Source organism: Aliiroseovarius sp. (genome assembly GCF_965228805.1).
GTDB lineage: Bacteria > Pseudomonadota > Alphaproteobacteria > Rhodobacterales > Rhodobacteraceae > JASBTN01.
Genome location: NZ_CBDDIE010000003.1, coordinates 3,780,620 through 3,801,427 on the forward strand (window position 1 = coordinate 3,780,620; position 20,808 = coordinate 3,801,427).

Consider the following 20,808-nt stretch of genomic DNA (forward strand, 5'->3'; position numbering starts at 1 on the left):
CTCAGCCTTTCATCACGTTGACATCTTCAACCGCGATGGTGCCACGGTTGCGGAAGAAGCTGACGAGGATCGCCAGACCGATCGCCGCCTCGGCGGCCGCGACGGTCAGGATGAACAGGGTGAACACCTGCCCCACCAAGTCGCCCAGGTAGCTCGAAAAGGCCACCAGGTTGATGTTGACGGACAGCAGCATCAGCTCGATCGACATGAGCAGGATGATGATGTTCTTGCGGTTCAGGAAAAGCCCGAAGACGCCGATGACGAACAACGCCGCCCCCACGCCCAGGTAATGTTCAAGTCCTACCATTTCTCTTTCGTCCCTCGTTCTCCGATCTGTCCGTTTCTGCGACGGACGGGCCGGAATTTCGTTCCAGGGGGGCCTTACAGCCCCTGCCCCGGTTTCACGTCCAGCATTTCCAGCGCCTGGGCCGGGTCGCGATGCATCTGTGCGACCACGTTCTGGCGTTTGACATGGGTGCGGTGGCGCAGCGTCAGCACGATCGCCCCGATCATCGCCACCAGCAGGATCAGACCCGCCAGCTGGAACAGCAGGATGTAGTCGTCATAGAGCACCTGCCCCAGCGCCATGGTGTTGTGTGTCTCATCAATCGCAGGCGTGATCGCCGCACGCGCGGCCTCGGCCCCGTCCGAGAACTGCCAGACACCGATCACGGCACCGATTTGCAACAGCAGGATCACCCCGATCAGCAGGGCCAGCGGCACCGACTGGGCCATGCCCGCCTTGAGCTCGGCAAAGTCCACGTCCAGCATCATCACGACGAACAGGAACAGCACCGCCACCGCACCGACGTAGACGATCAGCAGGAGCATCGCCAGGAACTCGGCGCCCAGCAGGACGAACAGCCCGGCCGCCCCCAGGAAGGAGGTGATCAGCCACAGGACCGAATGCACGGGGTTCTTCGACACCACGGTGCAGAAACCCGCCGCCACCGTCGTGATGGCAAAAATGTAAAAGGCGAAATCGGCAACGCTCATGCGTCGTCCTCCTCGTTTTCGTCAAACACGGCCTGCGCAAGTTCCAGCGCCCGGTTCATCGCCGGAAGGCCGCCCAGCATGGACATCTGATAGATCACCTCGGCGATCTCTTTTTCGGTCGCGCCCGCCTCGAGGGCATGGCGCACGGTCACCTTGATCTGCGGCCCCGCCTGCGCGCCCAGCACAACCAGCCCCGCCAGGGTGATCAGCATGCGCGTCTTGGCGTCCAGACCATCCTTGTTGAAGGCCGTGCCGAACATCATGTCCATCATGTCCTTGGGCATGGTCGGCATGAGCTTGTCAAAGCCATCCGCGCGGAAGGTCTCCAGCGCAGGGTTGAAGGCGCGGAGCATGTCCTGCCCCTGCTCCATCATCTGCGCGTAGATCTTGGTGAAATCACTCATCGGTACGGCGCATCCAGTTCGAGGTTGCGGGCAATCTCGGCTTCCCAGCGCTCGCCGTTCTCAAGGAGTTTCTCCTTGTCATAGAACAGCTCCTCGCGGGTTTCGGTGGCAAACTCGAAATTCGGCCCCTCGACGATGGCATCCACCGGGCAGGCTTCCTGGCAGAAACCGCAGTAGATGCATTTCGTCATGTCGATGTCGTAGCGCGTGGTGCGGCGCGAGCCGTCCTCGCGCGGTTCGGCGTCGATGGTGATCGCCTGGGCGGGGCAGATCGCCTCGCACAGTTTACAGGCGATGCAGCGCTCCTCGCCGTTCGGGTAACGGCGCAGGGCGTGTTCACCGCGGAAACGCGGGCTCAGCGGGCCCTTTTCATGCGGATACATCAGCGTGGCCTTGGGCTTGAAGAAGTATTTCAGGCCCAGTTTGAAGCCGACGATGAAGTCGTTCAGCAGGAAGTACTTGGTTGCACGTGCGTAGTCGAAAGCCATGCGTCAGCCCCCCACGGTCCAGCGGGCATAGGCGCCCCAGAAGAGTTGATATTGAGCGAAGAAGGCGACCAGCACGACCCAGGCCAGGCTGAGCGGCAGGAAGACTTTCCAACCAATGCGCATCAGCTGGTCATAGCGGTAGCGCGGCGTGATGGCCTTCACCATCGAGAAGACGAAGAAGAAGAACACGATCTTCAGGCAGAGCCAGAAGATACCGTCCGGCAGCGCCTCGATCGGCGACAGCCAGCCGCCGAAGAACAAGAGCGAAATCAGCGTGCACATCAGCACGATGGCCACGTATTCGCCGACCATGAACAAGAGGAAGGGCGTGGACGAGTATTCCACCTGATACCCGGCAACCAGTTCCGATTCCGCTTCCGGCAGGTCAAACGGCGGGCGGTTGGTTTCCGCCAGAGACGAGATCAGGAACAGGAAAACCATCGGGAAATGGGGCAGCCAGTACCAGCTGAAGATGCCCGCGCCGTCCTGCGCCATGACGATGTCACCGAAGTTCAGCGAGCCGGACGAGATCACCACGCCGATGATGATCAGGCCGATCGACACCTCGTAGGAGATCATCTGCGCGGCAGAGCGCAGCGAGCCCAGGAACGGGTATTTCGAGTTCGAGGCCCAGCCGCCCATGATCACGCCGTAGACCTCCAGCGAAGACACGGCGAAGACGAACAGGATTGCCACGTTCAGATCGGCCACGACCCAGCCGTCGTTGAACGGGATCACCGCCCAGGCGGTCATCGCCAGGACCAGCGACAGCATCGGCGCCAGGAAGAAGACGAAACGGTCCGCGCCAGCAGGCACGACGATTTCCTTCAGCACGTATTTCACGAAGTCCGCGAAGGACTGCATGAGGCCGAAGGCGCCCACCACGTTGGGGCCCTTGCGCAGCTGCACGGCCGCCCAGATCTTGCGGTCACCCCACAGCAGGAAGGCCAGCGCCACCAGAAGCGGCACGACGACCGCAAGGGACTGGAGCACGATGAGCAGGAAGATGCCCAGATTTGTTGTCGTGAAGAATTCAACCATGTTTCCCTATGCCCTCAGACCGTCGGTATCCCGTTTTCCGCGCAATTCTGGACGGTGACCTCGGCGTCGATCGTCTTCAATCCGCGGGGCAGCGCCGCCGAGATGGTGTAAACCGCATCCCCCAGCCAAACGCCACCGTTCTTGTCCACATTCGTGCGCACATGGCGCGCGAAACCATAACCGCGGATCAGCGCATATTGCGCTGCCGCACATTCTCCGTAGGCGGCGACATCATTGTTGTCGCGTGCGCCCGTCATCTCGACCTGGAACGACACCAGGTCGCCGTCCAGAAGCCGCGTTTCGATCCCCTGGTAGGCGGGGGTGAAGGGCATTTCCTCGCCCCCCTGCCCCGTGCCCGGCTGCACACAGGCCGACAGGGCGGCCAGGGCCGTCACCGTCAGCACGTATGCGGGAATCTTGCGCATGCTGTCTTACTCCGCCGCCACTTTCGTTTCCGCGCGCGCCTTGGCGTTGGCGGACAGTTCCGCCATCACCTCGGAGGCCCGGGCGATCGGGTTGGTCAGGTAGAAGTCCTTGATCGCGTTGACAAAGGTCGCCTTGGCGGGCTTCTTCAGCGGCTCGCGGGTCCATTCGTTCTCGGCAATCTGATCGAGCTTGCCCAGGTGTGGCACGGCCTCGACCAGGGCGCGGCGCAGACCGGCCTGGTTGTCCCAGGGCTGGGTCGCGTCGAGCTCCGCCGAAAGGGCGCGCAGGATGGCCCAGTTTTCCTTGGCTTCACCCGGCGGGAAGGCGGCGCGCTGCGCCAGCTGTGGGCGGCCTTCGGTGTTGACGAACAGCCCGCCCTCTTCCGTATAGGCGGCCCCCGGCAGGATCACGTCGGCGCGGTGTGCGCCACGGTCGCCATGCGAGCCCTGGTAGATCACGAAAGCACCCTTGGAGATCTCGACCTCGTCTGCACCCAGGTTATAGACGACCTCGGCCCCGTCCATGGCGGCGGTGATGCCGCCCTCGGTCACCACACCGGCGTCCAGCGCGCCCACGCGGGCGGCGGCGGTGTGCAGCACCATCAGCTTGCTGTCCGAACCCTCGGCCAGTTTCATCGCCTGGCTCAAGACGGCGGCGCCATCGGCCTCGCGCAGGGCGCCCATGCCCACGATCACGACCGAGCGCTTGTCCTTGGCGCCCGCGTGATCGGCATCGGCCAGGTCCAACAGGGCCTGACGGTCGGTGCCGACATGGTGGTAGTCATAGGTCAGGTCCACGGCTTCGCCGATCAGACCGACCTCGGCGCCCTTCAGCCAGGCCTTGCGGATCCGCGCGTTCAGCACCGGCGCCTCGTCGCGCGGGTTGGTGCCGATCAGCTGGATAAGCTCGGCATTATCAATGTCTTCGATGGTGGCCGTGCCCAGGTAACCCGAGCGGTTCGCTTCCGGCAGCTTGGCGTCATCGGTGCGGCATTCGACACTCCCGCCCAGGCCCTCGACCAGCTGTTTCAGCGCAAAGGCGGCCTCGGTCGAAACCAGATCGCCGACCAGCCCCGCGACCTTCTTGCCCTTCATGCCCGCAGCAGCGGCGGCCAGAGCCTCGCCCCAGGATGTCGGCTTAAGCTTGCCATCAACGCGCACGTAAGGACGGTCCAGGCGCTGGCGACGCAGCCCGTCCCAGACGAAACGGGTCTTGTCGGAAATCCATTCCTCGTTCACGCCATCATGGTTGCGCGGCAGGATGCGTTTGACCTCGCGCCCCTTGGTGTCCACGCGGATGTTCGAGCCAAGCGCGTCCATCACGTCGATGGTTTCGGTCTTGGTCAGCTCCCAAGGACGGGCGGTAAAGGCATAGGGCTTGGAGGTCAGCGCACCAACCGGGCAGAGGTCGATGATGTTGCCCTGCATGTTGCTGTCCAGCGTCTGGTTCAGATAGCTGGTGATCTCGGCATCCTCGCCACGGCCGGTCTGGCCCATCTGGGTAATGCCCGCGACCTCGGTGGTAAAACGCACACAGCGGGTGCAGGAGATGCAGCGTGTCATCGCGGTGGACACAAGCGGGCCGAGGTTCAGATCATCGACCGCACGCTTGCCTTCCTTGAAACGCGAGCCCGACAGGCCATAGGCCATGGCCTGGTCCTGCAGGTCGCATTCGCCGCCCTGGTCGCAGATCGGGCAGTCCAGCGGGTGGTTGATCAGCATGAACTCCATCACGCCTTCGCGGGCCTTCTTGACCATCGGCGAGTTGGTCTTGACGACCGGGGGCTGGCCTTCCGGCCCCGGGCGCAGGTCGCGCACCTGCATCGCGCAGGAGGCGGTGGGCTTCGGCGGACCGCCAACCACTTCGACCAGGCACATGCGGCAGTTGCCCGCAATCGACAGGCGCTCGTGATAGCAGAAGCGCGGGATTTCCACGCCCGCTTCCTCGCACGCCTGGATCAGCGTCATCGCGCCGTCCACCTCGATTTCCGTGTCGTCAATGACGATCTTTTTCAGGTCGCTCATCCCGCTTCCTTTTCGTTCCACGGGGGCATTGCGCCCCCGTATGCTTGTCTTTCCTCAGTCCAGGCGCATCATCGCCCCGACCGGGGTGTTGTTCTCGATCTCGGCGCGGCCTACCGCGCAGTAGCTGTCCGCGTCGCCCTTCACACCGCCGCGTTCGGCGATCCAGGGTTCGGCAAGGGCACGGAACCGTGCCTGTTCGGTCTTGTCATCGACATAGGCCGAGATTTCCTTGTTCGTGTAGCCCAGCCCGCGGGCATAGCTTTGCAGTTTCATCACCTGTCCCAGCAGGTAGAGCTTGCGCCGCTCGATCGTCGGACAGGCCTTTTCGATCAGATAGGCCTTGGAGGCGGTCAACAGACGCTCATGCACATGGGCGTCCTCGCGCAGGGCGGTGTAATCCGTGGCCGTGGCAGCCGGGGCGGCTGTGGCGACCAGGAGGCCCGCCAGAAGAAGGGTGTTACGCGTTTTACTCATCAGAAGTCTCCTTTCGATAGAAAGGAGGTGGGGAGGCCCCCGGCTGTTATGCAATAACCGACCCCGGCCCACGGCGACTTTTCGCCATGTTCCCAAGGGGTTTGGATATGTGCACCGTGCCCAATCATCAGCCGTACATAACCCAGGCTGTAAAGCCGATCAGAACCATGAAGGCCGCCGCCCCCCACAACGCCAGCTTGACGCCCTTGGGAACTTCGCCCTGTTCGATCACTTCATCGTCGTGCCTGGTTTCGTCTCCCATTGTTATTCCGCCGCCATCGCGCCCATGCGGCCCGATTTCTGCGCCTTGATGCGGTCTTCGATCTCTTCGCGGAAGTTGCGGATCAGACCCTGGATCGGCCAGGCCGAGGCGTCGCCCAGGGCGCAGATCGTGTGGCCTTCGACCTGTTTGGTCACATCGAACAGCATGTCGATCTCTTCCAGCTCGGCTTCACCCTTCACCAGGCGGTCCATCACGCGCATCATCCAGCCGGTGCCTTCACGACAAGGCGTACACTGGCCACAGCTTTCGTGCTTGTAGAATTTCGACAAACGCCAGATCGCCTTGATGATATCAGTCTGCTTGTCCATGACGATGACCGCGGCGGTGCCCAACGACGAGCCCACATCGCGCAGCGCATCGAAATCCATGATCGCGTCTCGCATGTTCTCGCCACGCACGCAAGGAACCGACGAGCCGCCGGGGATCACCGCCAGCAGGTTGTCCCAGCCGCCGCGAATGCCGCCGCAATGTTTCTCGATCAGCTCTTCAAACGAGATGCTCATCGCCTCTTCGACCACGCAGGGGTTGTTCACGTGACCCGAGATGCCAAAGAGCTTGGTGCCCGCGTTGTTCGGGCGGCCGAAGCTGGCGAACCAATCCGCGCCACGACGCAGGACGGTCGGCACGACAGCGATGCTTTCCACGTTGTTCACCGTGGTCGGACAACCATAGAGACCCGCGCCTGCCGGGAAGGGCGGCTTCATGCGCGGCATGCCCTTCTTGCCTTCAAGGCTTTCGATCAGGGCCGTTTCCTCGCCGCAGATATAGGCGCCGGCGCCGTGGTGCAGGTAGAGGTCGAAATCCCAGTCGGAGCCGGCCGCGTTCTTGCCCAAAAGGCCCGCGTCATAGGCCTCGTCGATGGCGGCCTGCAGCGCCTCACGCTCGCGGATGTATTCGCCGCGAATGTAGATGTAGCAGGCATGCGCGCCCATCGCGAAGGAGGCGATCAGGCAGCCTTCGATCAGCGTATGCGGATCGTGGCGCATGATTTCGCGGTCCTTGCAGGTGCCGGGCTCGGATTCGTCTGCGTTCACCACCAGATAGGCCGGGCGCCCGTCGCTTTCCTTGGGCATGAAGGACCACTTGAGGCCAGTCGGGAAGCCCGCGCCGCCGCGGCCACGCAGGCCCGAGGCCTTCATCTGGTCCACGATCCAGTCGCGGCCCTTCTGAATGATCCCGGCGGTGCCGTCCCAATGGCCGCGCGCCTTCGCGCCCGCCAGGGTGCGGTCGTGCATGCCGTAAAGGTTGGTAAAGATCCGATCCTGATCCTTCAGCATTCCATCATCCCTCGTCATTCTGACGCGCGCGCCAGATCCGGTAAATTGCAATCAGCGCCCAGGCAAAGCCTGCCAGCGCGGCAAGGTCGAACAGGGCAAGGGTCCGGTGAGACCACCCCAGTTGCGACCCGGCGAAGGTCGAGCCGATCCACAACACGCCAGTGGCAGCGATAACCACGGCGGCCACCCTGCCCTGTCTGGCGGTATCTTGTTTCGGATCGATGCTCATGCCCCCAGCCATCGTTTAGTACACGTCGCCCTTCTTGACCTTTTTCGAGAAGGCCGTCTCGCCACCTTCCGCGAGCGTCTTGGCCTGCTCGATCCAGCCGTCGCGCTGGATACGGCCCTTGAAGGACAGGTTGTCGTCGACCCAGGCCACTTCGGCCTCGGTCCATTTGGCGATCTGGTCGAAGTGCCAGAACCCAAGGTTGTTCAGCTTCTCTTCCAGCTTGGGGCCCACGCCCTTGAGCTGTTTGAGGTCGTCGGCGCCGGCCTTGCGCGGCGCTTTCAGGGTGCGCGGCTTTTTCGGTGCGGCCTCGCCTTCGGCAGCGGCGGGCGCCTCGGCGGGTTTCGCCTTGGGCGCGGCGGCTTTCTTGGGCTTGGCGGCGGCTTTGGCAGCCGGTTTGCTGGCTGCTTTCGCGGTTGACTTGCCCTGCCAGGGCGTCAGCAGCGGCACTTCGGTGCCGTCGATTCGTTTGATCGTATCGCCGATGTCGGCGGCCAGCTGCACGGACGCGTTGTACTGCGTCTTGCCGCTTTCGTATTCGGTCAGCGAGGTCAGGCCCGACAGCGGCTCGGCGCCGTAGCGGCCGTTCTGCGGACCGGGCACCGGAACGTTTCCGGCGGCCATCTCGTCGATCAGCTTGGCAAAGCTCTCGGCGGTCAGGTCTTCGTAATAATCCTTGCCGATCTGGGCCATCGGCGCGTTGGTGCAGGAGCCAAGGCATTCGACCTCTTCCCAGCTGAACTTGCCATCGGCCGACACCACATGGGGCTTGTCGGCGATCTTTTCGCGGCAGACCGCGATCAGGTCCTCGGCGCCGCAGATCATGCAGGAGGTCGTACCGCAAATCTGGATATGGGCCACGGAACCAACCGGTTGCAGCTGGAACATGAAGTAGAACGAGGCCACTTCGAACACGCGGATATTGGCCATGTCCAGCATGTCCGCCACATATTCGATCGCGGGCTTGGTCAGCCAGCCTTCCTGCTCCTGGGCGCGCCACAACAGCGGAATGACCGCCGAAGCCTGGCGGCCTTCCGGGTATTTGGTGATCTGTGCTTCAGCCCAGGCCTGGTTGGCGGGCGTGAAAGCGAAGCTTTCTGGCTGTTCGTGGTGCAGGCGGCGCAGCATCAGACTGTCTCGACCTCTTCTCTTACCAAAGTCAGGCGCGCCCGGGACGGGCGGCCAAGGTTTCGTAAGCGCCTGCCACGAAACGGAGGGCCCGGCTCTCCCGGGCCGCCCGTTCCGCGCAGTGCGGAGACTGCCTTCGGGGCTCACGCCCCGCGATGCTGCCCCCACGGCGCATGTTTAGTCGCAGGCCTCGTTCACCAGACGAATGCCTTCGCCAGCTTCGACGCCGGTGACCTGACCCTGTTCGATCAGGTAGCCCACGATGATTTCCAGTTTCTCCTCGTTAAAGCCGGTGGCACCTTCGATGGCGTCCCCGTCGGCATCCGTGGTCACCAGGCAGTTGTTTTCCAACATTGCCTGGATGAAGTTGTCCACGTCATCCTGGGTCACGCCCGAAGGCATATCCACGGCCTGCGCCATACCGGCGCCGAACACGAGAAGGGCGGTTGCGGTCTTCAGGGTCTTCATATTCATCTGTCGATCTCTCCAAACACGATGTCCATGGTTCCAATGATCGCCGCGACGTCCGCCAGTTGGTGGCCGCCAGCGACGTGATCCATGGCCTGGAGATGAAGATACCCGGGCGCACGGATCTTCGCGCGGTAGGGCTTATTGGAGCCGTCCGCGACCAGATAAACGCCAAACTCTCCTTTGGGCGCCTCAACGGCCGCGTAGACTTCACCCGCGCGCACGTGGAACCCTTCAGAATACAATTTGAAGTGATGAATAAGGCTTTCCATGGACATTTTCATGTCACCGCGCTTGGGCGGCGAAAGTTTGCCACGGGCCATCACATCGCCCTGCCCCTCCGGCGCACGCAGTTTTTCGATCGCCTGAAGGATGATTTTCGTCGACTCGCGCATCTCGGCCATGCGGACCAGATAGCGGTCATAGCAGTCGCCGTTCTTGCCGATGGCGATCTGGAAATCGAACTCGTCATAGCACTCGTAGGGCTGGCTGCGACGCAGATCCCAGGCCAGGCCCGAACCACGCACCATCACGCCCGAGAAGCCCCAGTTCAGGATGTCTTCTTCGGTGACAATGCCGATATCGGCGTTGCGCTGCTTGAAGATTCGGTTTTCGGTCAGCAGGTCGTCGATGTCATCCAGAGCGGCCGGGAACTTGTGTGCCCAGGCTTCAATGTCGTCGATCAGATCGGGCGGCAGGTCCTGATGCACCCCGCCCGGACGGAAGTAGTTCGCGTGCAGGCGCGCGCCACAGGCCCGTTCGTAGAAGATCATCAGGTCTTCGCGCTGTTCGAACCCCCAGAGCGGCGGGGTCAGCGCGCCGACGTCCATCGCCTGGGTGGTGACGTTCAAGAGGTGGTTCAGGATACGGCCGATTTCCGAATAGAGCACGCGGATCAGCTGGCCCCGGCGCGGCACCTCGGTGCCGGTCAGCTTTTCAATGGCCAGACACCAGGCATGTTCCTGGTTCATCGGCGCCACGTAGTCCAACCGGTCGAAATAGGGAATGTTCTGCAGGTAGGTCCGGCTTTCCATCAGCTTTTCGGTGCCGCGGTGCAGAAGGCCGATATGCGGATCGGCACGTTCCACGATCTCGCCATCCAACTCCAGCACCATGCGCAGCACGCCGTGTGCGGCCGGGTGCTGAGGCCCGAAGTTGATGTTGAAGTTGCGGATCTTCTGTTCGCCGGTCTCGGCGTCGTTGAAGCCGTTGGTTCCGTCCATCATTGGCGCTTTCCCCAATACTTTCCGTTGATATTCACACTTTCAGGTGAAACACGGCAGTTTTTAAAAAGGGGCATGGCCCCAAACAGCATGACCGTCGCCGTCAACAACTCGATGAATGCGACCGGCAGCTCCATCACTTCACCTCTTCCGCCTTGTCATCCCCGGGCAGGATGTATTCGGCACCCTCCCAAGGCGACATGAAGTCGAATTGGCGGTAGTCCTGGGTCAGCGACACGGGTTCATAGACGATGCGTTTCTCGACCTCGTCATAGCGCACCTCGGTGTAACCGGTGGTCGGGAAGTCCTTGCGCAGCGGGTGCCCACGGAAGCCGTAATCCGTCAGGATGCGGCGCAGGTCCGGGTGGCCGGTGAACAGGATGCCGAACATGTCGAAGACTTCGCGTTCGAACCAGTTGGCCGAGGGGTGCACGTCAATGATCGAGGGCACCATGTCCTCTTCACGCACCGCGACTTTCACGCGGATGCGCTGGTTCTGATACATCGACAGGAAGTGGTAGACCACGTCGAACCGCGCCTCGCGCTCCGGGTAATCGACCGCCGTGATGTCGACCAGGGTCGAGAACCGGCAGCTCTTGTCGGTCTTCAGGAACTCGACAAAGGCCGGAAGACCGCTCAGCGGCACCGTCACGTTGAGCTCGCCAAAGGCGACCTCCCACGAGAGCACGCAATCGGGGCGTTTCGCTTCGATCAGCGCGCCGAGTTCGTTCAGGCTGGCGTTCTGGGCTTCGCTCATTTTCGCTTACCTCACGATCGTGCCGGTACGGCGGATTTTGCGTTGCAGCTGCAGGATGCCGTAGCACAGCGCCTCGGCCGAGGGCGGGCAGCCGGGGACATAGATGTCCACGGGCACGACACGGTCACAGCCGCGCACGACACTGTAGGAATAGTGGTAGTAACCGCCACCATTGGCGCAGCTGCCCATCGAGATCACATAGCGCGGCTCGGGCATCTGGTCATAGACCTTGCGCAGGGCCGGGGCCATCTTGTTGGTCAGCGTGCCCGCGACGATCATCACGTCCGACTGACGCGGGGAGGCGCGCGGCGCGATCCCGTAGCGCTCGAGGTCATAGCGCGGCATCGAGGCATGCATCATCTCGACCGCGCAGCAGGCCAGACCGAAGGTCATCCAGTGCAGCGACCCGGTGCGCGCCCAGTTGATCAGGTCGTCGGTGGTGGTCAGCAGAAAGCCCTTGTCGGCCAGTTGATCGTTCAGAAGCCGCGTGGCGTGTTCGCGATCGCCGCCCGCGGTGTTCGCTCCGGTCATCACTCCCATTCCAGGGCCCCTTTCTTCCATTCATAGGCGAAACCGATGGTCAGCACCGCCAGGAATACCATCATCGACCAGAAGCCGATCACGCCGACGTCCTTGAAGGCCACGGCCCAGGGGAACAGGAAGGCGATTTCCAGGTCGAAGATGATGAAAAGGATGGACACCAGGTAGAACCGGACGTCGAATTTCATCCGCGCGTCGTCAAAGGCGTTGAAGCCACATTCATAGGCGCTGAGTTTTTCGGGGTCCGGGTTGCGCACAGCCAGGAGGGCAGCGGCAATGATGAAGACGAGGCCGATCAGGATGGCCAGTCCCATGAAAACGATAATTGGGAGGTATTCCCGAAGAAGTTCTTCCACGTGTGGCTCCTTTGATGCGGGTGGGCCGCATGTCGCTAGCTTTCGTCGGTTTACTCCTCGAACCCCCTAGGGTCAACCGAATGGGGCAAGCATTCCAATATTGGAATAACTATGCGACACAATGACTTGTTTGCCGTTGTATACCACTGTTTACAATGCCTTTTCCCACCGCCCAAAGCGCGGTCACCCGCCCGCCGCAGGCGTCGAATTTCGCAGAAAAATCGTTCCAAAACCCGATTTTCACGCCCAGCCCTTGAAATCCTCGCAAGACTCACCACACCCCGCCCCGGCGTGCCCGTCCTGTGCCCGCCGGGAGGGAGGCTGCGACGCATGGGCAGGGTTATTGCGTCCAACACCCCCGCCCTGCCTCTGCCGTCTGCGGTCAGAATGTCACCCGGATTCGCCGTCAGGGTGTTCGCGAGCCCCCATTGTCACGGCCCCGCATCCGGCGACCAGCGGTTGAACAGGTGACCGCCACAGTCCGGGCAACCCGCCGCCTTGAGCGCCCCGATGGTGCGCGCCACCCCTGCCTCGCCAAGCACCAGCTTCCGGCGACACCTGGTGCAGCGATACCCGCGCCTGCGCGCTGTCTTCTCCGCCGTATATATGCCGCCCGTAAACCGGCCCGCCTGTTGGGGCGGCGTGGCAAACAGGCCTTCCAGTTCGATCATCTGCCCGGTCGAACCCAGGATCGACGCCCCGTGGTAGGCGTTGAAATCCCGGTGCACCGATTTCACCGCGAAGCCCAGACTGTGGACCTCGCGAAACAGGGCGAACTGGTCGACCGTGGCGGGCTGCCCATAGGACAGAAACCCCAGGCTGCCCGGCCCCGAGCGCAGCGCCTCGGCGGCGCGGGTGAGAAACAGCGCAGCCCCCGCGACCGTATAGGGGGGATCGGTCTGGAAACTGTCAAACCGCCCGCACAGCGCCTGCGGCAGGGGATCGCGCAGGTCATGCGGGATGACCGTGACCCGCGCGCCGATCGCTGCACAGGTCTGTTCCAGAAAGGCAATCCGCCCGGGGTCCAGCTCCAGCACGGTGATATTGTCCACCGTACGGTTGCGCCCCTGATGCGCCAGGTAGAGCGGGATCGCCAGAGACAGGCTATCGTCATCCCCCAAGAGAAGGATATCACGCCCCTCCAGCGCGCCCCGATCATGCATCAGGGCGGCACGGCGCAATGCGGTCTGTGCCGTGCATGGGGCCTGATCCAATTCGACTCGCACCCCCGGTGCGCGTTCCAGAAGGCGCTCCAAGGCGCGGACAAGTTCGGGCACCGGGTCCTGCAACCCGCCCCGTTGCAGGTTGGACAGAAGGCGGCAGAGGAGGCGGAATGATCAAGTATGTCAGAGGCATAGCGCCGTCCGAGCGCGGTCAGCCATACCCCGCCCCGGCGCGTCAGATACCCGCGTGTCTCCAGCTCCCGGCGCACCGCCGCGGCAACCGGAACCGGCCAGCCGAGCCTGCGCGCCAGTGTCTTCAAGGGCGCCCCATCCTGCCGCGCAACCGCGCGCAGGAAGGCGGCCACCCCTGGCGCGCCCTCGCGCAGGGTGACATTGGCCGCAACCTCTTCCAACAGCGTGCTGCCCAAGGGCGGGCGGGACGGGTGTTCGCTCCGTGTCATGGCCCGCCCCCTCAACGCTGGTTCATCTGCGCGCGCACCAGGGTGACGCCCAGTTTCGAGATGCGGTAGGGACCGCTTTTTTGCGAGCGGACAAGGCGCTTCTTCTTCAGGCCCTGGAAAACCTGAAGCGTGCAGTTGGTCAGGACATGCCCGTCCCGCGAAAAGCAGGTGATGGAGGTGACTTTGCCATTGTCGGCGCGTTGGTAGCGGATCTCACCGCCCAGCGCGAGTTCGTGCAGAACGCGCTGTTCTTGCTTTGAGATATTCAAGAGATGTCTCGATCTTCGGAAAGGTACGGAAACGAGGCCGCTCAGCGTCACGCGTGAGGGGCCTTTGGTGTTTCAGCTGTTCCCGGATCCGTTGCGGATCAGGAACGGGTACCCGACCGGGACTCGAACATAAAATCTCCATCTTGCGAGCGGTCATGCCGCTCGTCAGAGCCGTGAGATAGGCGGTGGCGGAGAAATTCGCAAGCACCCAACCCCAAAAAGTAGGCACGGGCTAGCACCGGGGCCACAGTCGCAATGGACTGTGCCTTGTGGCTTAGCCCGCCCAGCCCGGCTTGCGCTTGTCGAAGAAGGCGCCGATGCCCTCCTGCGCCTCGTCGCTCTCCCAACGCTCGACAAGGCCACGAATGGTCTGGTCAACCACCTCTTCGGTGATCGGCATGCCAAGCCAGCGGGTAAAGCGCTTGGCCTCCGCCACCGCGCCTGGGGCACAGTTGAGGTAGGGTTTGACCTCGGCTTCCACGGCCGCATCCAGATCCTCGGCAGACACCGCCTTGGCGAGAAGCCCCAGGGTCACCGCCTCCTCGGCGCCGAAGATGCGCGCGGACATGAAGACGCGGCGCGCCATCGCCTCGCCCAGGCGGGCCAACACGTAAGGTCCGATGGTGGCCGGGATCAGACCCAGGCGGGTCTCGGTCAGGCCGAACTTGGCGCTGTCCACACCGATGGCCACGTCGCAGACGCAGGCCATGCCGACCCCGCCACCAAAGGCCTGGCCCTGCACGCGGCCGATCAGCGGTTTCGGCATTTCATTCAAGGCATTCAGCATCATGGCCAGTTTCTTGGCCTCGACGAACCGCGTGTCGGCATCCGCCGCCATCTGGTCCTGCATCCATCTGAGGTCGCCCCCGGCACAGAAGCTCTTGCCAGCCCCGGTCAGGATCACCACGCGCACCGCCGGGTCGGCGCCCAGCTTGCCCGCCGCCTCGGTCAGCTCGGCAATCATCTGCGCCGAGAGCGCGTTGTGCTTGTCGGCGCGGTCCAGCGTCAGCGTGGCAACGCCACGGTTATCGACCTGGATGTCGATCGTTTCATACATACTCATCCCTCCTGACGCATGCGGCGCGCCATTTCGGCGGCCTCATCCAGCACGGCGCGATCCAGCCCCGTGTCATAGCCCAGCGCGGTGACGCGGTCGTGCACCGCCTCGGTCGCAACATTGCCCTTGGCGCCCGGCGCATAGGGGCAACCACCCAGGCCGCCCACGGCGGCATCGAAGACACGAAGGCCCTTCTCCAGCGAGACCTCGATATTGGCCAGCGCCCGGCCCGAGGTGTCGTGATAATGCCCCGCGAACATCTCAGGTTCGGCCACCTCGAGCACCGCGTCCAGCATGGCGCCGATGCTGTCGGGCGTGGCTTGGCCGATCGTGTCACCCAAGCTGACCTCGTAGCAGCCCATCGCGATCAGCTGCTCGGCGACCCAGGCGACCTTCTCGGGCGGGGTCGGCCCATCGTAAGGACAATCCGTCACGCAGGAGACGTAGCCCCGCATCGGCAGGCCCGCCGCCTTGGCTGCCTCGGCCACCGGCGCGAAACGCTCCAGGCTTTCGGCGATGGTGGCGTTGATATTGGCCTTCGAGAACCCTTCCGAGGCCGAACCGAAAATCGCGATCTCGTCGGCCTTGGCGGCCACCGCCCCTTCGAAGCCACGCAGGTTCGGCGTGAGCGCGGCATAGGAGATGCCCTCGCGGCGATTGATCCCCGCCAGCACATCCGCGCTATCGGCCATCTGCGGCACCCATTTCGGGCTGACGAAACTGGCGATCTCGATCCGCTTGAACCCGGCGCCGGACAACGTATCCACAAGGGCGATCTTTTCCGCCGTCGGGATCTGGCGCTTTTCGTTCTGCAACCCGTCGCGCGGGCCGACTTCGAAAATCTCGACGTATTCCGCCATCTTATTCCTCCGGTACCGGGTAGAAATCCTGCGCGTAGAAGCGCTGTTCCCCCTCACGCGCCACGGTGCGCTGGTGCGAGGGCATCGCTTCCATGCGGTCGATATAGCCGCGAATGTTCGGGAACTCGTCCAGCTTTAGATAGAAGGGCGCGGCGAAGAGGTTGAAGCCCATCATGATATCAGCAGCGGAAAAGCCGCGATCCAGCAGCCAGTCGCGCCCTTCAAGACGTGCTTCCACCCCCTTCAGCGTCGCCCGCAGGCGGGCAACGTTCAGCTTGATGACAATTGGGCTGGGCTTTGCGGGCGGACGCAGGAAGACCATTTGCAGGTTCAGCTGCTCGATCAGGCTCGCCATGGTTTCCGAATAGTGGATCCATTGCAGATAGTCCGTGCGCTCCGCCGCCCCCGGGGCCACGCCCAATTCGGGGGCGTAGGTTTCCACCAGATATTCAACGATGGCGGGGCTTTCGCTCATCGCCATGTCGCCGATTTCAATCGCCGGAATGCGCACGGCGGGGGAGACGCGGGGCAAGCCCCCTTCGCGCATCTCGGCCGTGCCGATCTGATATTCGACAACTTCGAGCGGGCCGATCTTGTCCTCCAGACCGGCCTCCTCGATCAACCAGAGCACCCGGAACGAGCGCCCGTATTGCACGTGATGCAGCTTGAAAGCGCTCATTCCTCTTCATCCTCCAGACGGATCAGCGGCGCACCGGCTTCGACCTGATCCCCACCGGCGCAAAGCACCTCGGCCACCACGCCGTCGCGCGCGGCTTCCAGCGAGTGTTCCATCTTCATCGCCTCCAGGATCGCCAGGCGGTCGCCCTGTTTCACGTCCTGTCCGGCCTCAGCGAAGACGGCCTTGACCAGACCCGGCATCGGCGCCTCGATCACGCCTGCACCCGAACCGGCGCCCGCATCGCGATCCAGCGGATCGGCCACGTGGAACTCAAGCCCCGAGCCGGTGAACACGGTCACGACGTTGCCCGCCTTCGCCACACGCGGGCCGCGGTCGCCGCCAAGCTTCCACTGGCCATCAATGCGGGTGGCCTCAACGCTGTCCTCGCCCAGGGTGATCACATGGTGATCGGCGCTGTAGGTGGTGACGACCACGTCGAACTGGTCGTCACCATGGCTCAGGGTCACGAAATGGTTCAGCCCCCCCCAGAGGGTAAAGCCCGAGCCCTTCGGCTTCAGCAGGTCCAGCGCTGAGAGCGCGGCGGCACCGATATCGCTGAGCGTCGGGCCGGCTTCGGCAATCAGCGCGTCCAGGTCGCGTTCGATCAAACCGGTGTCCACATCGCCCGCCGCGAAACCCTCATGCCGTGCCAGAGCGCCCAGGAAACCCAGGTTGGTGACAGACCCGGCCACCTCGCAATGTTCCAGCGCAGAGGTCAGCCGTTGCAGCGCCGCCGCGCGGGTCGCCGCATGGACCGTCAGCTTGGCAATCATCGGATCATAGAAGGGGCTGATCGTGTCGCCCGAACGCACACCACTGTCAGCCCGCGCGCCTTCCGGGAACCGCAGGTGCGTGAGCGTGCCGGTCGCGGGCAGGAAGCCCTTGGGCACGTCTTCCGCATACAGCCGTGCCTCAAACGCGTGGCCGTTGATCGACAGTTCACCCTGCTGTTTCGGCAGGCCTTCACCGCTGGCAACCCGCAGCTGCCATTCGACCAGATCAACGCCGGTGATCTCTTCCGTGACCGGATGTTCCACCTGCAGTCGCGTGTTCATCTCCATGAACCAGAACCCGTCAGGGCGAAGGCCGTTCGCGCCGTCCACAATGAACTCCACCGTGCCCGCGCCCTTATATCCGATCGCCTCGGCGGCACGCACACCGGCCATGCCCATGGCCTCGCGCACCTCGGCGGTCATGCCCGGCGCAGGGGCTTCCTCGATCACCTTCTGGTGGCGGCGTTGCAGCGAACAGTCCCGTTCGAACAGATGCACCGCATGGGTGCCGTCACCAAAGACCTGCACCTCGATATGACGGGGGCTGAGGATATACTTCTCGATCAGCACATCGGCGTTGCCGAAGGCCGTCCGCGCCTCGCCCTGGGCCGAAGCCAGCGCATCGGCGAAATCAGCGGGGTCATCCACGCGGCGCATACCCTTGCCGCCGCCGCCCGCGACCGCCTTGATCAGCACCGGGTAGCCGATCTGGTCAGCCTGATCCGCCAGGTAAGCGGCGTCCTGGTTTTCACCGTGATAACCCGGCACGACGGGCACGCCCGCCTCGACCATCAGCTTCTTGGCGGCGTCCTTCAGCCCCATGGCGCGGATCGCACTGGCCGAGGGGCCGATAAAGGTCAGGCCCGCAGCCTCGACCGCTTCGACGAAATCGGGGTTTTCCGACAGGAAGCCATAGCCGGGGTGAATGCCCTGCGCGCCCGTGGCCTTGGCGGCGGCAATGATCGCGTCGCCCCGCAGATAGCTTTCCGCAGGCTGCGGCGGGCCGATGTGGACGGCCTCATCCGCCATCATCACATGTTTGGCGCCTGCATCCGCGTCGGAATAGACCGCCACCGTGGCGACCCCCAGCTTGCGCGCGGTTTCCATGACCCGGCAGGCAATCTCGCCCCGGTTTGCAATCAGGATCTTGTTGAACATTATTGCTGCCTTTCTTCGAACTTGCCGAATAGGTTGAGCTTGATGAGTTTGTCTGCGCTTAGTCTTTGGCACGCGCCATCGGTATCTTTCAGAGCGCAGATTTGACCACCGTTTTGATGCGCTTCGACGAAGACGCCGCCAAAGCACCCGATAGAGAAGATCACACGCAGCTCGCCGTCCTTGAGCAGTTGGTACTGCGAATGATATTGAGCTCCGCACATCCCTCTAGGCTTGGGAATATTCAGCTCGGTTCGTAGGACTTCAAAGTGACCGGCCTCTCCCAGGTCACACGAAAACGCTGGTACGACCGCGCGTTCGTCGTCCCGGATATCTTGCATCGGAACATAGAAGCCATCACGCGTCTGAGGCCATTCTTCGTTTGCATCGACCCACACGTCGTAAATCGCCATATGCTTGGCCTCCGTGTCGCACCTCCAGGCCAGCACCGGAGACCACATGTCTGCCATGACCGGTTGCACAGCCATGGCGAGGATCAACGCGCCGATGGCCAAGCAACGGTCCCTGAGTGCAAGGAAGGACATCCCCATCACATCCGGAACACGCCGAACTTGGTCGGCTCGATCGGAGCGTTCAGCGCTGCCGACAGCGACAGGAACAGCACGTCGCGGGTTTTGCGCGGGTCGATCACGCCGTCATCCCACAGGCGGGCAGAGGCATAGAGCGGGTGGCTTTGTTCCTCGAACATGTCGATGGTGGGCTGTTTGAAGGCGGCTTCCTCTTCCGCCGACCAAGTGCCGCCCTTGCGTTCGATCCCGTCGCGTTTGACGGTCGCCAGAACGCCTGCGGCCTGTTCGCCGCCCATCACGGAAATCCGCGAGTTGGGCCAGGACCACATGAAACGCGGCTGATAGGCGCGGCCCGCCATGCCGTAGTTGCCGGCACCGTAGGATCCGCCGACGACCATGGTCACTTTCGGCACATTGGTGGTCGCCACAGCCGTCACCATCTTGGCTCCGTGACGGGCGATGCCCTCGTTTTCATATTTGCGCCCGACCATGAAGCCCGTGATATTCTGCAGGAAAATCAGCGGGATATTTCGCTGGCTGCACAGCTCGACGAAATGCGCACCCTTCTGCGCGGCTTCCGAGAAGATCACGCCGTTGTTGGCGATGATCCCCACCGGGCAGCCCTTCAGATGGGCGAACCCGGTGACCATGGTTTCGCCAAAGCGCGGTTTGAACTCGTCGAACCGCGAGCCATCCACCACGCGCATGATCACCTCGCGGATATCGTAGGGCGTGCGCAGGTCGGCGGGCACCACGCCCAGCAGTTCCTCGGCGTCATATAGCGGCTCTTCGGGTTCCTGCCATTTCACGGTGAAGGGTTTTTCGCGGTTCAGGCTTTCCACCGCGCGACGGGCCAGCGCCAGGGCGTGGGCGTCATCCTCGGCCAAATAGTCCGCTACACCGGACAAGCGCGTATGCACGTCGCCGCCGCCCAGGTCCTCGGCCGAGACGACCTCGCCGGTCGCGGCCTTCACCAGCGGAGGGCCCGCGAGGAAGATCGTTCCCTGCTCTTTCACGATGATGGTCACGTCCGACATGGCGGGCACATAGGCCCCACCGGCGGTGCAGGACCCCATTACGACGGCAATCTGCGGAATGCCCTTCGCCGACATCCGCGCCTGATTGTAAAAGATGCGCCCGAAATGGTCGCGATCCGGGAAGACCTCATCCTGGTTGGGCAGGTTCGCCCCGCCACTGTCGACCAGGTAGATGCAGGGAAGGTTGTTCTCCTCGGCAATCTCCTGCGCGCGCAGGTGTTTCTTGACGGTCATCGGGTAGTAGGTGCCGCCTTTGACCGTGGCGTCGTTGCAGACCACCATGACCTCTTGGCCCTTCACCTGACCGATGCCCGCGATCACACCCGCGCAGGGCGCGGCATCACCGTACATGCCGTGGGCGGCGGTGGCGCCAACCTCCAGGAACGGGCTACCCGGGTCCAGTAGGTTCGCGACCCGGTCGCGGGGCAGCATCTTGCCTCGGCTGAGGTGCCGGTCACGGGATCGTTCGCCCCCGCCCGCTGCGGCCTTGGCCGCCGCCTCACGAATGGTTTCCAGAGCTTCCAGATGCCCCTCGCGGTTTGCCTTCCAGGCGTCCGAGCCGGGCATGGCTTGGGATTTTAGTTTCATAGCGCCACCTCTTGACGATATCGTTTTTTGATACTATAAATCTTCCAGTCGCAGGTGCGAGTGGAGCAGTCCCTGCGAAGCCAGAAGTAGAAGAAGTAGATCAAGGAGAAGAACACATGCCCACG

The 20,808-nt window shown here is 63.1% G+C and carries 27 protein-coding genes; all 27 read right to left on the reverse strand.

Going from position 1 to position 20,808, the window contains the following annotated elements; genetic code table 11:
- Position 1: 1 nt before the first annotated feature.
- The gene (gene nuoK / locus ACO07D_RS19655) at positions 2-307 is read right to left on the reverse strand and encodes an NADH-quinone oxidoreductase subunit NuoK (protein WP_421704619.1); all 306 of its coding nucleotides are present in this window, start codon (positions 305-307) and stop codon (positions 2-4) included.
- 74 nt (positions 308-381) lie between these two features.
- Entirely contained in the window at positions 382-996 is a 615-nt protein-coding gene (locus ACO07D_RS19660) for an NADH-quinone oxidoreductase subunit J (protein WP_421704620.1), read from the reverse strand.
- Positions 993-1,400 carry a carboxymuconolactone decarboxylase family protein gene (locus ACO07D_RS19665; protein WP_421704621.1) on the reverse strand — a complete coding sequence of 136 codons (408 nt, stop codon included), beginning with the start codon at positions 1,398-1,400 and terminating at the stop codon, positions 993-995. Before ACO07D_RS19665 ends, ACO07D_RS19660 begins: the two co-directional genes overlap by 4 nt.
- A complete protein-coding gene (gene nuoI / locus ACO07D_RS19670; RefSeq protein ID WP_421704622.1) occupies positions 1,397-1,888 on the reverse strand; it encodes an NADH-quinone oxidoreductase subunit NuoI in 492 nt (163 codons plus the stop codon). Before nuoI ends, ACO07D_RS19665 begins: the two co-directional genes overlap by 4 nt.
- A gap of 3 nt (positions 1,889-1,891) precedes the next feature.
- Complete coding sequence (gene nuoH / locus ACO07D_RS19675; RefSeq protein WP_421704623.1) at positions 1,892-2,929, reverse strand: NADH-quinone oxidoreductase subunit NuoH; 1,038 nt, start codon at positions 2,927-2,929, stop codon at positions 1,892-1,894.
- Positions 2,930-2,943: 14 nt separating this feature from the next.
- Entirely contained in the window at positions 2,944-3,354 is a 411-nt protein-coding gene (locus ACO07D_RS19680; RefSeq protein ID WP_421704624.1) for a hypothetical protein, read from the reverse strand.
- A 6-nt stretch (positions 3,355-3,360) separates the two neighbouring features.
- Positions 3,361-5,379 (reverse strand): NADH-quinone oxidoreductase subunit NuoG, encoded by a 2,019-nt coding sequence (gene nuoG / locus ACO07D_RS19685; protein WP_421704625.1) that lies wholly within the window; start codon positions 5,377-5,379, stop codon positions 3,361-3,363.
- Between the two features lie 54 nt (positions 5,380-5,433).
- Positions 5,434-5,853, reverse strand: coding sequence for a DUF5333 domain-containing protein (locus tag ACO07D_RS19690; RefSeq protein WP_421704626.1), 420 nt, complete (start codon positions 5,851-5,853; stop codon positions 5,434-5,436).
- Between the two features lie 127 nt (positions 5,854-5,980).
- Positions 5,981-6,115 carry a hypothetical protein gene (locus ACO07D_RS19695; protein WP_421704627.1) on the reverse strand — a complete coding sequence of 45 codons (135 nt, stop codon included), beginning with the start codon at positions 6,113-6,115 and terminating at the stop codon, positions 5,981-5,983.
- Between the two features lie 2 nt (positions 6,116-6,117).
- Entirely contained in the window at positions 6,118-7,413 is a 1,296-nt protein-coding gene (gene nuoF / locus ACO07D_RS19700; protein WP_421704628.1) for an NADH-quinone oxidoreductase subunit NuoF, read from the reverse strand.
- Between the two features lie 4 nt (positions 7,414-7,417).
- A complete protein-coding gene (locus ACO07D_RS19705; RefSeq protein WP_421704629.1) occupies positions 7,418-7,642 on the reverse strand; it encodes a DUF5337 domain-containing protein in 225 nt (74 codons plus the stop codon).
- 15 nt (positions 7,643-7,657) lie between these two features.
- Entirely contained in the window at positions 7,658-8,767 is a 1,110-nt protein-coding gene (gene nuoE / locus ACO07D_RS19710) for an NADH-quinone oxidoreductase subunit NuoE (RefSeq protein WP_421704630.1), read from the reverse strand.
- A 177-nt stretch (positions 8,768-8,944) separates the two neighbouring features.
- The gene (locus ACO07D_RS19715) at positions 8,945-9,241 is read right to left on the reverse strand and encodes a hypothetical protein (RefSeq protein WP_421704631.1); all 297 of its coding nucleotides are present in this window, start codon (positions 9,239-9,241) and stop codon (positions 8,945-8,947) included.
- Positions 9,238-10,461: an NADH-quinone oxidoreductase subunit D gene (locus ACO07D_RS19720; RefSeq protein WP_421704632.1), complete on the reverse strand. Its 1,224-nt coding sequence runs from the start codon at positions 10,459-10,461 to the stop codon at positions 9,238-9,240. Before ACO07D_RS19720 ends, ACO07D_RS19715 begins: the two co-directional genes overlap by 4 nt.
- Positions 10,458-10,595 (reverse strand): hypothetical protein, encoded by a 138-nt coding sequence (locus tag ACO07D_RS19725; protein ID WP_421704633.1) that lies wholly within the window; start codon positions 10,593-10,595, stop codon positions 10,458-10,460. The genes ACO07D_RS19720 and ACO07D_RS19725 overlap by 4 nt, the downstream gene beginning before the upstream one ends.
- Entirely contained in the window at positions 10,595-11,215 is a 621-nt protein-coding gene (locus ACO07D_RS19730; protein ID WP_421704634.1) for an NADH-quinone oxidoreductase subunit C, read from the reverse strand. Before ACO07D_RS19730 ends, ACO07D_RS19725 begins: the two co-directional genes overlap by 1 nt.
- A gap of 6 nt (positions 11,216-11,221) precedes the next feature.
- Positions 11,222-11,755, reverse strand: a complete 534-nt coding sequence (locus tag ACO07D_RS19735; RefSeq protein WP_421704635.1) for a NuoB/complex I 20 kDa subunit family protein — start codon at positions 11,753-11,755, stop codon at positions 11,222-11,224.
- Positions 11,746-12,111 carry an NADH-quinone oxidoreductase subunit A gene (locus tag ACO07D_RS19740; protein WP_300518185.1) on the reverse strand — a complete coding sequence of 122 codons (366 nt, stop codon included), beginning with the start codon at positions 12,109-12,111 and terminating at the stop codon, positions 11,746-11,748. Before ACO07D_RS19740 ends, ACO07D_RS19735 begins: the two co-directional genes overlap by 10 nt.
- 431 nt (positions 12,112-12,542) lie before the next feature.
- A complete protein-coding gene (locus tag ACO07D_RS19745) occupies positions 12,543-13,388 on the reverse strand; it encodes a bis-aminopropyl spermidine synthase family protein (protein ID WP_421704636.1) in 846 nt (281 codons plus the stop codon).
- Positions 13,274-13,735, reverse strand: a complete 462-nt coding sequence (locus ACO07D_RS19750; RefSeq protein ID WP_421704637.1) for a helix-turn-helix domain-containing protein — start codon at positions 13,733-13,735, stop codon at positions 13,274-13,276. The genes ACO07D_RS19745 and ACO07D_RS19750 overlap by 115 nt, the downstream gene beginning before the upstream one ends.
- An 11-nt stretch (positions 13,736-13,746) precedes the next feature.
- Positions 13,747-14,055, reverse strand: coding sequence for a YjhX family toxin (locus ACO07D_RS19755; protein WP_421704638.1), 309 nt, complete (start codon positions 14,053-14,055; stop codon positions 13,747-13,749).
- A gap of 223 nt (positions 14,056-14,278) precedes the next feature.
- Positions 14,279-15,061 carry a crotonase/enoyl-CoA hydratase family protein gene (locus ACO07D_RS19760; RefSeq protein ID WP_421704639.1) on the reverse strand — a complete coding sequence of 261 codons (783 nt, stop codon included), beginning with the start codon at positions 15,059-15,061 and terminating at the stop codon, positions 14,279-14,281.
- A 2-nt stretch (positions 15,062-15,063) separates the two neighbouring features.
- Positions 15,064-15,921, reverse strand: coding sequence for a hydroxymethylglutaryl-CoA lyase (locus ACO07D_RS19765; RefSeq protein ID WP_421704640.1), 858 nt, complete (start codon positions 15,919-15,921; stop codon positions 15,064-15,066).
- Between the two features lies 1 nt (position 15,922).
- A complete protein-coding gene (locus ACO07D_RS19770; RefSeq protein WP_421704641.1) occupies positions 15,923-16,600 on the reverse strand; it encodes a glutathione S-transferase family protein in 678 nt (225 codons plus the stop codon).
- Positions 16,597-18,531 carry an acetyl/propionyl/methylcrotonyl-CoA carboxylase subunit alpha gene (locus ACO07D_RS19775; RefSeq protein WP_421704642.1) on the reverse strand — a complete coding sequence of 645 codons (1,935 nt, stop codon included), beginning with the start codon at positions 18,529-18,531 and terminating at the stop codon, positions 16,597-16,599. Before ACO07D_RS19775 ends, ACO07D_RS19770 begins: the two co-directional genes overlap by 4 nt.
- Entirely contained in the window at positions 18,531-19,028 is a 498-nt protein-coding gene (locus tag ACO07D_RS19780) for a hypothetical protein (RefSeq protein ID WP_421704643.1), read from the reverse strand. The genes ACO07D_RS19775 and ACO07D_RS19780 overlap by 1 nt, the downstream gene beginning before the upstream one ends.
- Positions 19,029-19,078: 50 nt before the next feature.
- Positions 19,079-20,683: a carboxyl transferase domain-containing protein gene (locus ACO07D_RS19785; protein WP_421704644.1), complete on the reverse strand. Its 1,605-nt coding sequence runs from the start codon at positions 20,681-20,683 to the stop codon at positions 19,079-19,081.
- Positions 20,684-20,808: the final 125 nt, after the last annotated feature.